This is a genomic window from Bacillus sp. ISL-35, assembly GCF_018613355.1.
Classification (GTDB): domain Bacteria; phylum Bacillota; class Bacilli; order Bacillales; family Cytobacillaceae; genus Mesobacillus.
Map to the genome: position 1 here is coordinate 250416 of NZ_JAGGQK010000006.1, position 14868 is coordinate 265283.

Annotated in this window: 10 protein-coding genes and 1 riboswitch; of the genes, 3 read left to right on the forward strand and 7 right to left on the reverse strand. The window is 44.0% G+C overall.

Features of this window, described 5'->3' with window-relative positions; translation table 11 throughout:
- Nucleotide 1: 1 nt before the first annotated feature.
- From J7E38_RS10665 to J7E38_RS10695, 7 genes are all read right to left on the reverse strand, one after another.
- Nucleotides 2-835, reverse strand: a complete 834-nt coding sequence (locus tag J7E38_RS10665; protein ID WP_214705736.1) for a hypothetical protein — start codon at nucleotides 833-835, stop codon at nucleotides 2-4.
- On the reverse strand, nucleotides 825-1346 hold the full coding sequence (locus J7E38_RS10670) for a sigma-70 family RNA polymerase sigma factor (protein ID WP_214705737.1): 522 nt from the start codon (nucleotides 1344-1346) through the stop codon (nucleotides 825-827). The genes J7E38_RS10665 and J7E38_RS10670 overlap by 11 nt, the downstream gene beginning before the upstream one ends.
- Before the next feature lie 218 nt (nucleotides 1347-1564).
- On the reverse strand, nucleotides 1565-5017 hold the full coding sequence (gene metH, locus J7E38_RS10675; RefSeq protein ID WP_214705738.1) for a methionine synthase: 3453 nt from the start codon (nucleotides 5015-5017) through the stop codon (nucleotides 1565-1567).
- Entirely contained in the window at nucleotides 4998-6860 is a 1863-nt protein-coding gene (locus J7E38_RS10680; protein WP_214705739.1) for a bifunctional homocysteine S-methyltransferase/methylenetetrahydrofolate reductase, read from the reverse strand. The genes metH and J7E38_RS10680 overlap by 20 nt, the downstream gene beginning before the upstream one ends.
- Nucleotides 6860-8041 (reverse strand): cystathionine beta-lyase, encoded by a 1182-nt coding sequence (metC, locus tag J7E38_RS10685; RefSeq protein WP_214705740.1) that lies wholly within the window; start codon nucleotides 8039-8041, stop codon nucleotides 6860-6862. Before metC ends, J7E38_RS10680 begins: the two co-directional genes overlap by 1 nt.
- Entirely contained in the window at nucleotides 8038-9153 is a 1116-nt protein-coding gene (locus J7E38_RS10690) for a methionine biosynthesis PLP-dependent protein (protein WP_215038440.1), read from the reverse strand. The genes metC and J7E38_RS10690 overlap by 4 nt, the downstream gene beginning before the upstream one ends.
- Before the next feature lie 152 nt (nucleotides 9154-9305).
- A riboswitch (SAM riboswitch) is annotated at nucleotides 9306-9416 on the reverse strand.
- A gap of 407 nt (nucleotides 9417-9823) precedes the next feature.
- On the reverse strand, nucleotides 9824-11455 hold the full coding sequence (locus J7E38_RS10695) for a M4 family metallopeptidase (protein WP_214705741.1): 1632 nt from the start codon (nucleotides 11453-11455) through the stop codon (nucleotides 9824-9826).
- 285 nt (nucleotides 11456-11740) lie between these two features.
- Between J7E38_RS10695 and J7E38_RS10700 the strand changes: the two genes are divergently transcribed.
- The 3 genes from J7E38_RS10700 to J7E38_RS10710 are packed head-to-tail and all read left to right on the forward strand — an operon-like array spanning nucleotide 11741 to nucleotide 14780.
- The gene (locus tag J7E38_RS10700) at nucleotides 11741-13483 is read left to right on the forward strand and encodes a carbon starvation CstA family protein (RefSeq protein ID WP_214705742.1); all 1743 of its coding nucleotides are present in this window, start codon (nucleotides 11741-11743) and stop codon (nucleotides 13481-13483) included.
- A 56-nt stretch (nucleotides 13484-13539) separates the two neighbouring features.
- Nucleotides 13540-13803, forward strand: a complete 264-nt coding sequence (locus tag J7E38_RS10705) for a cory-CC-star protein (RefSeq protein ID WP_214705743.1) — start codon at nucleotides 13540-13542, stop codon at nucleotides 13801-13803.
- Nucleotides 13804-13814: 11 nt separating this feature from the next.
- The gene (locus J7E38_RS10710; RefSeq protein WP_214705744.1) at nucleotides 13815-14780 is read left to right on the forward strand and encodes an ArsA family ATPase; all 966 of its coding nucleotides are present in this window, start codon (nucleotides 13815-13817) and stop codon (nucleotides 14778-14780) included.
- The last annotated feature ends 88 nt before the right edge of the window (nucleotides 14781-14868 follow it).

Here is a 14868-nt window from a genome sequence, read left to right on the forward strand (position 1 = left end):
TTTAAAAACCATTATAATCATCTATGAATTTTTGCAGCTCAGCTGTTTTATTGCCATCTGCTTGATAGGAGTATCCAAATAATTTCCCTTTTCCGTCGTGATTAATGATCAAATCTAGATCATTGAGCAAATTTTGCAGATATACAAGTGATTGCTCCATTTCATCAGTAGGTTCTTTCCAATATTTATGGGCATCAAACTTGCTAACACCTTCTATATTGACTCCATCTAACCGTTTTCCTTGTTCTTCCTGGATGATTTGGGACAGGATATAGAGATTATTAAAATCTTTTTCAAGATCAGTGCCTTCTACCTTTATTATATTTAATCCATTCTGTAAAGCCATTGCCTCCAAATAATAATAGTACATTTCATCAAATCCACGCTCAATAAGTTTGGAGTCAGGAGCAGGACTTGTATGGATGGATCTATTTGCACTGGCGATATAATCCCTGGCATTCGTCGGCATGTCATATTTTGCACCTGGTTCCAGGACAGTAACATCCCTCCAGGCTTTTTCACTTGATTTTTGCGTGGATTGCTCATTTTCATTCACTATTTTTTCTGTTTCTCTTATTGTTTCTGTTGCAGATGAATCGGAAGAAGAAGTTTTGTCAGGCAGAAGATTATAATATGTAAAAGAACCAATAGAGAAAAAGAAAATCATTGTAGCCGCCACAGAAAGAAAAGGCCCCATTAAATTCCTGTTTTTCTTGTGAGAATCGTTATTCAATGCATGTTCTATTATCCTTTGTTTTTCTGTACTGCTCATCCGGCCATCCTTTAAGACAGTCTGATCCATGCTTGAACGCAAGTTTTTTAATTTATTCTCCATCCTGTTCAACTCCTTCGTACAATTTACGAAGCAATGATTTTGCACGCCTTAATCTTGTCTTCACCGTATCAATTTTTATATTGGTCATCTTGCTTATTTCTGTAATATTTAAATCCTCGTAATAGTATAAAATGATAACCTCACGATATTTTGCAGGTAAATTAAGCACATGAGTTGATAGTGTGTAGTCACCATTTTTTTCAATCACTTCATCCTCAGGTGACGCTTTAATTCCAGGAAGCAATGACCTTCCAAAATCAAAGGGAACAATTGATCGGTACCATCTGCTTTTTAAGTAATCCTTGCTTTTATTAACAGTAATTTTAAAAATCCAGGTTTTATATGAACTCTCACCACGGAATGAGTCAAGATTGTTATAACAGGAAATGAACACTTCCTGGGTAATATCTTCAGCAGCTTGCCAGCTTTTCACGTATGTATAAGCCAATCGTTTCACGCGTTCAGCATAGTCATTGACTAACGTCTCCAGTAACTCCTCGTAATGTATCATTCTATTGCCGGGCTCCAATATCCCACCTCAATTCAAGTTTGCTTATGTTTAGACGATTCAAGAGACGTTGAAGGTTCATTTTCCAGAAATAATACAAGATACAGATCGTATCAGGCAAATAAATAGTTTAAACGAGAGTTTCCTTTTTCGAGATTTTCTTTTAGCCCTTATTCCTAACATAAAAAAGCAAGAGGGAGGAACCCCTCTTGCAACTTCTGTTAATTCTTCAATACATTGAAATACCTTGCTTCTGGATGTGAAAATACAATCGCTGTGACAGATGCTTCGGGTTCCATCATGAATCCTTCGGTCAATTGAATGCCGATTTCCTCTGGTTTAAGCAGGTTGAACAGTTTCTTCTGGTCTTCTAGATCAGGACAGGCAGGATAGCCGAAGGAAAAACGCTGACCCTGATATTTGGCGGCAAATCGGTCTTTCATCGTCATATCCGGTGTATCGGGGAATCCCCAACGGTCGCGGATTTGTCGGTGAAGCAGCTCTGCAAAGCCTTCGGCGGTCTCAAGAGCCAGGGCTTGAAGGGCATGGCTTTCAAGGAAGTTACCTTTATGTTTCAACTCTTCTGCTGCCTGTCGAATTCCAGCACCTGCCGTTACCGCAAACATTCCGACATAATCTTTTTCACCATCTGTTACAGGCCGGACGAAATCCGCCAGGCAAAGTCCTGGAGAAACTTCTTGACGCGGGAACTCAAATGTTTCAATAATTTGGTCCTGCTGCTGAGGGTCGAAAATATAGAGTTTATCCCCTTCGGACTGAGCAGGGAAGAATTGATAAACAGCTGCTGGTTTGATCCATCCATTTGTTTTTGCCTCTTTTAACAACGATTGGACAACCTCTTGCAGCTTGACTGCCTTTTCATTTGATTCAGCGAGCAATTTTTCCACTTTCCCTTTCAAACCAAGGTGATGTCCCAACAGCATTTGTTGATTGATATAGGGCTCGATATGGGAAAGGGAGTAGGATTTAACGAGATGCCTATTCAAATCCTGTGGGATAAATACCGGTGCCTTTTCGATCACTTTTGGACGTTCAAGGACAGCGGTAGCAGATTTCCTGCCAGGTATGATAATTTCTTGCTTGTTTAATGCAGCTTCCTGCTTTTCTTTTTGTTCTTGCAACAAACCTTCATAGCCGTCTGGTTCCCTTAGTCGATTGGCGAGAGACAGACCGTTCATTGCATCTTTTGCATATAACACAAGTCCGTCATATTGCTGCGCGATTTTTGTATCAGTAAACTTCCTTGAAAGGGCTGCGCCTCCAACCATTATCGGAAGGTTGATACCTGCTTGCTTCATATCCTGTGCGGTGAGCACCATCTGCTGCGCAGATTTTACAAGCAGACCCGAAAGACCGACAATGTCTGGCTTTTCTTTTTTGATCGCCTCAATGAGCGCAGTCGGGGCAACCTTGATTCCAAGATCGACGACATCATAGCCATTGTTGCTGAGAATGATATCGACAAGGTTTTTTCCAATATCATGGACATCGCCTTTTACAGTAGCAAGAAGCACTTTACCCTTAGCAGCGGTTGTTTCATTTTTTTCCATATGCGGCTCCAGGTGAGAGACAGCCGCTTTCATGACCTCGGCGCTTTGAAGAACTTCCGCCACGATCAATTGATTATCATTGAACAGTCGGCCGACTTCTTTCATCCCGTCCATCAATGGACCGTTAATGATATCCAGCGGGGCAGGGTATGTTTCAAGTGCAATATCCAGATCAGGCAGAAGGCCTTCTTTCGTACCTTCGACCACATAGTAGGCCAGCCTTTCTTCAAGTGTCATATCAGGAAGGGTGCTTTTTGCTTCCTTCTTTTTATCCCGGTAAAAATCAGTAAAGTCAGCAAGTGTTTGATCTGTAGTATGGAACAATAAATCTTCAGCCATTTTTACTTCTTCTGGACTAATTGAAGCAAAACGCTCGAGCTTTTCCGTATTCACAATTGCATAGTCCAGGCCAGCCTGGGTGCAGTGATAAAGAAAGACAGAGTTCAATACTTCACGGCCCACAGGAGGAAGACCAAATGAAACATTGCTGATTCCAAGAATAGTTTGGGTCTCCGGAAACGTTTCCTTAATCATCCTGATGCCGTCGACAGTCGCTTTGGCTGAACCGATATATTGTTCATCCCCGGTACCGACCGGGAAGACAAGCGGATCAAATATCAAATCCTGCGGTGGAACCTTATATTTATTGACAAGCAGGTCATATGAACGTTTGGCAATCGCCAATTTTCTCTCAGCGGATACACCCATACCTTCTTCTTCAATCGTGCCGACCACCACTGCTGCACCATATTTGTGGATCAGTTCAGCAACTGCTTCAAAGCGATCCTCGCCATCTTCCAGATTGATGGAATTGATGATTGCCTTCCCCTGAGAATAGCTTAGCGCCTTTTCAATGACTGCATCATCAGTCGAATCGATTACCAGCGGAACCTTCACCTTTTTGACAACTTCCTTAATGAACTTTTCCATATCTTCTAGTTCATCCCTGTCAGGGTCCGCCAGGCAAATATCGATGACATGGGCTCCATTTTTAACCTGAGCTCTTGCAATTTCAGCTGCTTCTTCTATTTTCCCCTCGGAAATCAAGCGTTTGAATTTCCGCGAACCGATAACATTCGTCCGTTCACCAACCATGATCGGTCTTAAGGTTGGATCATCATAGATGAAAGGTTCGATTCCAGATACCATATGAAGCGGGTTTACTTCTGTCTGCCTTGGCGCCCGTTCTTTCATTTTTTCCGAAATCGCCTTTATATGGGCCGGAGTGGTACCGCAGCAGCCACCGACGATATTCAGCCAGCCTTGTGTGGCAAAATCGGAAAGTTTCTGTGCAAGAGTATCTGGAGTTTCATGATATTGACCTTCTTCATCCGGCAGTCCAGCGTTAGGATAACAGCTGACTGCGGACTGGGAGAGGGAAGACAAAGAGCGAAGGTGCTCTTGCATGAATTCAGGGCCTGTTGCACAGTTCAGCCCTATGGCAATGGGATTCATATGCTGAACCGAAATATAAAATGCTTCAATCGATTGGCCGGCTAGTGTAGTACCCATGGGTTCGATTGTGGCAGAAATCATGATCGGAAGTTCTTTGCCGCTTTGTTCGAAAGCGCGCTTGATACCGCTATATGCTGCTTTGACGTTTAGCAGATCCTGGCTGGTCTCAAGAAGCAGCATGTCCACCTTGCCATCGATCAAGCCGAGGGCCTGTTCTTCGTATGCTTTCGACATTTCCTCGAAAGTGGAACCCCCGGTAACACTCAATGTTTTCGTTGTGGGTCCCATCGAGCCAGCCACAAATCGGGGCTGGGAAGGAGAAGATCCCTCGTCTGCAACTGCCCTGGCGATCAATGCGGCTTTCTTGTTGATTTCATAAGCTTTATGGCCTAAACCGTATTCGTCAAGGACCAGGCTCGTGGCACCGAATGTATTGGTTTCTACGATATCTGCGCCAGCAGCGAAATATTCTCGATGTATATGTTCAATCACTTCGGGTGCAGTAAGATTCAGGATTTCATTACAGCCTTCGAATTCTTCACCGCCAAAGTCATCTGCGGAAAGATTAGCCTGCTGGAGCATTGTTCCCATTGCACCATCCATGATGAGGATTTTTTGCTTCATCTGCTCAATTAACAAAGTTGACATTTTGTTTCCTCCTCTTTAGAAGGCTGCTGTATTCATTGGCATATCCAGATAATTCGACACTCATTTCATAGTTCATGAAAGGGGTGATTAAATAGATCCCGTTAAATAGTTCTGCGGCAGCCTCGATCAAACCCTTCGTGATGGCAATGCCTTCTTTCTTGGATTGAAGGGGTTCATTATTGAATTTCGCCATCGTTTCGAGTATTTCCTGTGAAATCTTGATGCCAGGAACTTCATTATGGAGAAATTCTGCATTCCTGCTGCTCGTAAGCGGCATCAGTCCAATATAGACTGGTGTATCCAGATGCTTTGTGGCTTCATGGACTGCCAGAAGCATTTTTTCTGAGTAGACCGGCTGGGTAATGAAATAATCTGCACCAGCCTTGATTTTCTTTTCCATCCTCATGACAGCTTTATCAATGGAGCGCACATTTGGATTGAAGGCCGCTCCGATGGAAAAGGCGCCTTTTTGGCCTAAATCTTTGCCAGAGTAGGAGAGTCCTGAATTGAACTGTTTGATCATCTCGATCAATTCAAAGGAAGAAACATCAAAAACAGAAGAGGCTCCTGGAAAATCACCCACACGGGCGGGGTCTCCGGTAACTGCCAAGACATCATGAAGGCCAAGTGTGTGCAGCCCCATTAAATGTGACTGCAGCCCTATAATGTTCCGGTCCCTGCAAGTCAGGTGGACAAGCGGCCGCATTCCGATCTTTTCTTTTACCAAATGGCCGATGGCGGAATTTGAAATTCTTGGTGACGCAAGAGAATTATCCGCCAGTGTCAGGGCATCGATTCCAGTTTCTTTTAAAGCCTTCGCTCCTTCAAAAAAGCGGGTAGTATCAAGTTTCCGCGGAGAGTCCAGCTCGACGATCACCGAAGGGCGTTCTTTTACTAATTCATGCAGGGGAGCTTCTGGCCGTTTAACATCTACTGGAGCGACCACAACCCTGGCTTTTTTTGCCGAAATTTTCTTATCAATGACTGGCTGCAAACCCTTTAGCTCATCAGCTAATGCTTCAATATGTTCAGGGGTGGTTCCGCAACAGCCGCCGATTAGCCTGACGCCCTGGTCACGGAAGCTGCGGGCGGCTTTCCTGAAATATTCCGGGTCTCCCTCATAGTGGAACTTTCCATCCGTGTAGGATGGCAAACCAGCATTGGGATACGCTGATAGGAACGCTTTTGTCGGAAGCTCAATTTGTTCAAGGCTTGAAATCATATGGTGGGGACCTAATCTGCAATTAAGCCCGACAATATCAGCACCAAGCTCCTCCAGTCTATTGAAAACTTCCTGGAGAGGGGTCTGGTCCTGCATGATGCCTATTTCCTGAAGCGATACCTGGGCAATAATCGGCAAATCTGTTTCCTTTCTGGCAATTTCAAGTACTGTCTCTATTTCTTCCATATCGTAAAAGGTTTCAAGCAACAGTCCGTCCACGCCTTCAAGAAGCAGGCAATAGAGCTGTTCCCGGAAGCTCCTCCTGATCTCTTCGATGGGAATGGCTGACGGCCTGATTCCGCGATTGCCGCCCATAGTGCCGAGCACATAAGCTTCGCTGCCTGCAGCTCGACGGGCAAGCCGGACTGCTGCACTGTTTATTTCCTTCACCTGGTCTTCAAGTCCATATCTTTCAAGTTTTATATAATTGGCAGCATATGTATTCGTCTGGATCAGGTCGGCTCCGGCGTTCATATAGGCCTTATGGATTTTTACAATCGCTTCTGGCTGAGAGAGATTCAACTCTTCGAAACAGGTACCAGCTCCATAGGAATGGAGGAGGGTACCAATCGCACCATCAGCTATTAAAATTTCATTTTCCATACGTTTCAGGAAATTCATTATAATCCCTCCCTGTTAGCAGGTACCGCTTCAATCGCATATAAGGCCTGCTGAAAGTCCGAAATCAAGTCTTCGGCGTTTTCAAGTCCCACTGAAAGCCGGAGGAGACCATCACTGATTCCTCTTAGCTTGCGTTCTTCAAGAGGCATTGCTGCATGTGACATCTTTGCGGGATAGGAGAGGATGGACTCTACCGCCCCGAGGCTGACTGCAAAAACCGGTAACTTAACAGAATTAATAAATCCAGGAAGGAGGCCTTCGTTTGCAAACTCAAAAGAAAGGACAGCCCCAGGACCACCCGCCTGCTGAGCTTGAAGGTCCGACTGAGCATGACTTGCCAGGCCTGGGTAAAATACATTCTTGATTAAAGGCTGGCCTTTTAGAAATTGTGCAATCTTCCTTGCACTTTCCTGGGATTGGTCCATCCTTACAGATAATGTCTTCATTCCTCTCATCACCAGCCAGGCATCCTGGACACCGAGGACTGCGCCGAAGGAGTTCTGAAGGGAATATAGCTTGTTTGCCAATTTTTCATCCTTTACAACCGCCAGGCCAGCAACTGTGTCACTGTGGCCGGACAGAAACTTTGTGGCGCTATGAAGCACGATATCAGCTCCCAGATCCAGTGGCCGCTGGAGGTAGGGGGTCATGAAGGTATTGTCCACAAAAGTATAGGCTCCATGCTTTTTGGCAATTGAGCTAAGTGCACGGATATCCGTTATTTTTAATAAAGGGTTCGAAGGTGTTTCTGCATAGAGCAATGCGGTGTGAGGGCGGATCGCCTGTTCCACGGCATTTAGGTCTGTCATGTCCACAAATGTGTGTTCAATTCCAAAACGGTTCAGAACCTGAGTTACCATCCTGTATGTACCACCGTAAACATCCTCGGTAATCACTACATGGTCTCCCTGCGAAAGCAGCATAAAGGCAGTAGAAATCGCAGCCATACCCGATGAAAAAGCAAATCCCCTGACACCGCCCTCCAATTCTGCGATTATATCCTCTAGAGCTTCTCTGGTAGGGTTGAGGCTGCGGCTGTAATCATATTTTCCAAAGTGATCGATAGAAGACTGATGGAAGGTAGAAGCGTGCTGGATTGGAACACTTACTCCGCCAGTTGCAGGATCCACCTTATATTTATTATGGAGCAGCTGGGTTTCGAAGGTATATGGATGGCTCATTTAACTCCAGCCTCCTCAATCGCTTTCTTAAGTGCCGCTTGCAAATCATCAATCAAATCATCACAGTCCTCAATTCCGACAGAGAATCGCAACAGCCGGTCACAAACGCCGGTTTGTTCACGGACTTCAGCCGGAATATCAGCATGTGTCTGTGTAGCTGGGTAGGTAATGAAACTTTCAACGCCTCCAAGACTTTCTGCAAAAGTGATCGTGGAAAGACTTTTTAAAAACGGATTGACCATGGCAGGAGACTGGACGCGGAACGAAATCATTCCGCCTCTGCCGGGATAAAGGACATCCTTTACGGCTTCATGATTCTCCAAGAATTCAACCAGTGCCGTGGCATTCCGCTCATGCCGCTCCATCCTTAATGACAATGTCTTCATGCCGCGAAGGAGAAGCCAAGAATCGAACGGGCTTAACACCGCTCCGCCCCCATTATGATGGAGGAAAAGGGAATCACAGATTTTTTCGCCCCTGGCAACGATCAATCCTGCCAGCACATCATTATGGCCGCCAAGGTATTTCGTCGCACTGTGGATCACAATATCCGCACCTAGAGTCAATGGTTTTTGCAGAAGGGGAGTGTAGAAGGTATTATCCACGATCAGCAATATCTCGTTCTCTTTCGCTATTTGCGCGATCGCCTGGATATCAGCCTGTTCCATCAAAGGATTTGTCGGTGTTTCCACAAACAGCGCCTTCGTATTAGGATTGATGGCTGCTTTGATTTCATTTAAATTAGACATGTCTGCGTATGTACTAAGTAATCCCCATTTTTTGAAACCTTGCTCAAGAAGCCTGTAAGTACCTCCGTATAAATCTTTTGAGACAATCCATTCATCGCCAGACTGGAATAACGAGAGAACGGTCCAAATTGCCGCCATTCCGGAACTGCATGCATATCCCCGTGTGCCTTCTTCAAGATCGGCAATCGCCTTTTCCAAAATTTCGCGAGTTGGGTTGCCGGTACGGACATAATCGTAACCGCTGGACTGTCCAATCCCTTCATGACGATACGCTGTCGTTAAATAAATGGGAGGATTCACCGCACCAGTTGCAGATTCACTCCTATTGCCTAGCTGTGCTAACTTGGTATCAATTTTCACCAATATACTCACTCCTAATGATTGATTGGCAGGAGGCAATGTTTGTTTTAAAAATGATCGCTTTTAAACTAGTAACTCACAGAATAATTGCGAAAAATGAAAACTAAAAACAAAAAAGCCTTCTCAAGAAGAAGACTTTTAAAATATCAGCCAACTTCTTATCTGCCAAGTTTTTAAAAAACTTGCTGGAATTAGCACCTTTTCAACAAAGTTGATGGTTGCTGAAGCTTCATTGGGCCAGGACCCTCAGCTTCTCTCGATAAGATTACATAAATTGAATTATTAAATTTCTCTAAATATTAACGCTGTTATAGAAGATTGTCAATCATTTAATTAAAGCGGTGAAGTATTGGTGATTGAACTTACTGCAGAAGATAGCCGGACAAAGGCGTTTATCGATAATGGCGTGTGTCACAAAATAGGATTTTGATTTTGTACGAGAATCATGAGGGACAACAGGCCTCAAAAGGAGGGATTGCAGACCAAAAATTTAGGAATCCATAAAAGAGGGCACCAATAAAGGAGATTGGGGACCAAAAATCTAGGGATATTATAAAAAAGGTCACCAATGCAGCATTTGACCTTAATCGGAAAACAACGGTTTTTCAAAAGGGACCACATAAAAAGACTGGCTCTCCTCGAACAAGAGCCAGTCTGAATGAATATGAAGCTATTAGTTTATTCCCACTGCATCAAAAGCTTTATTGACTGCATCGACTTCTGGAGAAGTTGATCCGTACAGGTCTTTAGCAGCTTGTACAGCTCCAGCACGCGCCTGGCTGAAGTTCGTTGAAGATGTGTAATAGACCGTGTTTGCACGATAGAAGATTGCACCCAATTTTTCAGTACCGACTCCAGAAACCGTCACACCGTAATGTGTGCCGCCCTGGCTAAGAAGGTAGGCCGCTTTGTTGATGATTCCGCTGTTTGTGTGGACTCCGCCATTATCGGACGTTCCAGTATAACGCTTGGAGTAGTGATCTGGATCGCCGTATTTGGTCGGGTCGCTCATGGAGCGGAGTGCGTCACCAGTCTTGTTTGGTGTATAGATGTCTTCGCCGATTTCGAAATCAGGATTATTGTTGTCATGGAATTCAGCGAGTGTACCGAAGATATCCGAAATCGCTTCGTTCAGTGCGCCCGATTCATACTGGTAAACCAGATCCGAACTAAAATCTGTCACAGCGTGAGTCAATTCATGCGCGACAACATCAAGGCCTCCGGAAAGCGGGATGAAGGTAGTTCCATCGCCGTCACCATAAACCATTTGCTGCCCGTTCCAGAAAGCATTGTTGTAACTTCTGCTATAGTGAACAGTGGATTTCAGTGCTGCTCCTTTGTTGTCATACGAATTCCGGCCAAACTTGTTTTTATAGTAATCATAAGTCAGACCTGCATAGTAATGAGCATCCACTGCCGCACCATCATAGGATGCATTCAAATTATTATCGGCATCAGCCCAAAGGGTACCTGGAGTCCTTTGACGGTTTTGTGCATCGTAAGTGAATATACCATTTCCACGAGTATTGTCCTGTAGGTAATAAGAACCATTCGAAAGTAGAGTATTCAATGATTTCTGGTCGCCCAGCACCCCGACACCAGAACCAACAGTATTAGTACCGGTTAAAGAAGGATTGACTTTGCCGGCAGTATGAATGGCATTGTACTTATTAATGATTTCACCTGTTACCGCATTGATAAAGTACTGGTAATTGCCAGGTTCCGGACTGAGGAAGTTCAATGTCACATGGTAGGCATATACTGCCTGGTCCTCAGCAGGAAAAACAACCAATTCAGCAGATGGAGCTGCTTCGTAATCTGGTTTGAAGCCAAGATCTTTTTCAGCTGCTGCAATTGCATCTCTCTGTGACTTCTTATTTGAGGCCTTTACTAGCTTTTCGCCCAAGCCTTTGCTGACAGTACCGCTGAAGACTTGAAGCACTCCTGATTCATCCACTCGGGCAGCCTGGTCAGCTCCCCAGACAGGAACACCGTTAAATACTTGCTGAAGGCGGACTACATCTCCGCCAAGCTGATCTGTTTCCTGTGATTTGACTACGAAACTATCATTTGCACTGAGGTTATATTTTCCTTTTGAAGAATTTAAATATCCAAGAACAACATCCTTTGCTGCTTTTTCCGATGGATTAGTCAGATTGCCTGCAACAAATTCAGGTGATCCATGTGTTTTTGTGAATTTCTTGGCTGGAGAATCTGCTGATGGTGCTGCAAAGCCCGTAGCTGCAACCATTCCGCTCAATGCCAAGCTTGCTGTTAAACTTAATGATACGACTTTCTTCTTCAAATGAACTCCTCCTAAAATCGAATTCTAGCTAATAAAAATTAGTAGATTATCATAGTTATACTTTAGTTGTCTGAACATTTCAACAATGAAGTCTAAAAATGTCGAATCACCATGTTGGGAAAATTTTTTGGGGGGATAATTGGAATTTTTATTAAGCAACCTTACATTCATTAAATAATCATTTATCCTTTTTTTAAAAAGAAGTCAGAATTTATTGACTAATCAACTAATATATTTTTATTATTAAGTTGTAGTACCAACTCATAAAAAGGGAGGGTTAATTAAATGAATTCTTTATGGTTAGCTGTAATCGGAATGATTGTATTTGCGATTGGCTACCGCTTCTATTCTAAGTGGGTAGCTGAAAAGATTTACCGTCTTGATCCGAACTATGTGACACCGGCACACCAGTATTCAGATGGCGTGGACTTTGTTCCAACAAAGAAAATGATCCTTTGGGGACACCATTTTACGTCTGTAGCCGGGGCTGCACCAATTGTTGGGCCGGCAATCGCTGTGTACTGGGGCTGGCTTCCTGCATTCCTGTGGGTTACTTTAGGTACGGTCTTTGCAGCAGGTGTGCACGACTTTGGAACTCTGGTTCTTTCCGTCAGGAATAAGGGGCAATCAGTAGGTACAATCACAAACAAGCTGATTGGCAAACGTGCAAAAATCATGTTCTTATTCATTATTTTAATACTTGTTTTGATGGTCAACGCCGTTTTTGCATGGGTAATAGCGAACTTGTTTGTCAGCTTCCCAGCAAGCGTCCTGTCAATATTCCTGCAAATTCCGCTTGCAATCTGGATTGGCTACGCTGTTTATAAAAAGAAAAAAGGGATGCTTCTGCCTTCCTTGGTAGCGCTTGTCGTCATGTATGGAGCAGCCGTTCTTGCCAGTCGTGTACCAGTATTGCAAATCGATTTAGTGAAATACTTCGGCGGTGCCGATAATACCGTCATGTTCGGTTTAAGCGGCGTATCAATGGCATTCTTTGTATGGATCCTTGTACTGATGGTTTATGTATATATCGCTTCAACTCTGCCGGTTTGGAAGCTTCTCCAGCCTCGCGATTATATCAATTCACACCAGTTGGTTGTGGGCTTATTCATCCTATATGCAGGCCTTGTTTTCTTACAGCCTGATGTTACTGCTCCGGCAATGAATGCAGCGGCAACCGATGTTTCCTGGTTCCCGTTATTGTTCATTACCATTGCTTGCGGAGCCATTTCCGGATTCCATGGACTTGTTTCTTCAGGGACATCATCCAAGCAACTGGAAAAAGAAACTGACGCCCGCTTTGTTGGCTATGCAGGTGCAGTAGGTGAAGGTATTCTCGCTTTGATCGCCATTATTTCAGTTGTCACCGTCTTTGCAACTAAAGCTGACTTTAGTGCTGCATATTCAAGTTTTGCAGCTGCAAGCTCTGGAGGTCTTGGCAACTTCATCAATGGTGCTGCCCAGCTTGCGACTGGAATTTGGATTCCTGCAGACATCGCAAGGACTATCGTATCGATCATTGTGGTCAGCTTTGCTGCTACCACTCTTGATACTTCGGTAAGATTGATGCGTTACATCATTGCTGAAATTGGAAGTGAATATAATGTCCAGTCTTTGACTAATCCTCATGTAGCTACAACAGTTGCAGTTGTTTCCAGTGCGGCGCTAGTATTACTGCCAAAAGGTCCAAACGGGTTTGGTTCTGGTGGATATTTATTGTGGCCACTGTTCGGAACTAGTAATCAGCTTCTGGCGGGTGTCAGCCTGCTGCTTATTTCCATCTGGCTGAAGCGGCAGGGAAGAAACTATCTTGTCACCTTCATTCCTATGGTGTTCGTCTTCTTCATGACACTTTGGGCCATGATTCAGCAGGTAGTATTTCAGTGGTCTGGATATGGAAGCAGCGAGTTGAATATGCTGCTCTTTGGAATCGGCGGACTCATCCTGATCTTTGTATTCTGGATCATCCTCGAGGCAATTGCAGCCTTCAGCAGGAATAATCCTCCGCCATTAAGCAAGGAAATGTAATACACTGGAGGCCGGGCGACCGGTCTCTATTGTTATTTTTGCAAGGAGGTAATAGTATGGGGTTTTACGAACAATTCAAACGTGCCATCGCAGTGTATGATGAAATTCTCAAACTGCCGCACAGAACAGAGATTGCCAGGGAATTAAGAGACGAAGAGGATTTGTTTATGCTGCTTTGCTTTTCAGAAATGTTGGGACTGCCTAACCCGGCTTTTTACTATTCACTTGAACTTTATCCGGTCATCATTGAAAGATTCCATGATTGGCATCTGAGGGCAGGGATGGAGAAGTCCCCGTTTGATGGGATACGCTGCTGTTAGGAGGAGATTTTATGGATATGCTTGAGAAGAGAATTTATTTTATCGGCGGAAAAGGCGGGGTTGGCAAAAGCACAACGTCAGCGGCAATGGCGCTTTTTCTCGGTCAAAAAGGAAAAAAGGTCCTGCTTGTTTCAACGGATCCCGCCCATAATACCGGGGATTTATTCCACAAAAATTTTAGCGGCGGTAAAATTGAAAAAGCAACAAAGAATCTTGATGTACTGGAGATTGACTCGGAACAGGAATCAAGAAATTATATAAATGGGGTAAAAGGGAATCTAAAAGGACTTGTCAAAGCGACCATGCTGGACGAAGTGAACAGACAGATTGATATGGCTGCCGCTTCCCCTGGAGCAGAGGAAGCAGCATTGTTTGATAAAATCACCTCGCTGATTCTTGAGGAAATTGCAAACTATGATGCAATCGTATTCGATACAGCGCCAACAGGGCATACAATCAGGCTATTGACTCTCCCAGAATTGATGGGTGTTTGGATGGACGGGCTGTTGGAACGGCGGAAAAAAGTGAATGAGAATTATGCGCAGTGGATGAATGATGGTGAAATCAGCGAGGATCCATTATATGACAAGTTGAATGAACGGAAAAATCGCTTCAAGCGAGTCAGGGAACTCCTTCTTGATGAAACACAAACGGAATATATTTTTGTTTTGAACGCTGAACGGCTGCCAATTCTTGAAACTGGAAAGGCAATCGAAACCTTGCATCAGCATGGAATCCATGTGAATTCAATCGTTGTCAATAAAGTTATTCCTGAGGAAGCAGATGGCAGATTCATGGAACAAAGAAGAACAAACGAAAGATTGTATCTGGATGAAATCAAAGAGAAATTCGAACATAAGAAACAAATATTTCTTCCTCTCCTTGAACACGATATTTCATCCTTAGCCATTCTCGAACATATTTCTGCTCTTTTAGAGAAGCAAATTGAAACTTTATATATCCATCATAACCATTAACGTTTTCCCTTCCATTATTAGGGTTATATAACTACATGGATAATTATTGAAGTAAAAGGAGCAGAACAAATGCTGAAGAGAAAGGGGC

What these genes read in the sequence shown, in the direction of transcription:
- J7E38_RS10710 (WP_214705744.1), top strand. Translation starts at nt 13,815, where the DNA reads ATGGATATGCTTGAGAAGAGAATTTATTTTATCGGCGGAAAAGGCGGG.
- metC (WP_214705740.1), bottom strand. Translation starts at nt 8,041, where the DNA reads ATGAGCCATCCATATACCTTCGAAACCCAGCTGCTCCATAATAAATAT.
- J7E38_RS10665 (WP_214705736.1), bottom strand. Translation starts at nt 835, where the DNA reads ATGGAGAATAAATTAAAAAACTTGCGTTCAAGCATGGATCAGACTGTC.
- J7E38_RS10670 (WP_214705737.1), bottom strand. Translation starts at nt 1,346, where the DNA reads ATGATACATTACGAGGAGTTACTGGAGACGTTAGTCAATGACTATGCT.
- J7E38_RS10705 (WP_214705743.1), top strand. Translation starts at nt 13,540, where the DNA reads ATGGGGTTTTACGAACAATTCAAACGTGCCATCGCAGTGTATGATGAA.
- J7E38_RS10700 (WP_214705742.1), top strand. Translation starts at nt 11,741, where the DNA reads ATGAATTCTTTATGGTTAGCTGTAATCGGAATGATTGTATTTGCGATT.
- J7E38_RS10680 (WP_214705739.1), bottom strand. Translation starts at nt 6,860, where the DNA reads ATGAATTTCCTGAAACGTATGGAAAATGAAATTTTAATAGCTGATGGT.
- metH (WP_214705738.1), bottom strand. Translation starts at nt 5,017, where the DNA reads ATGTCAACTTTGTTAATTGAGCAGATGAAGCAAAAAATCCTCATCATG.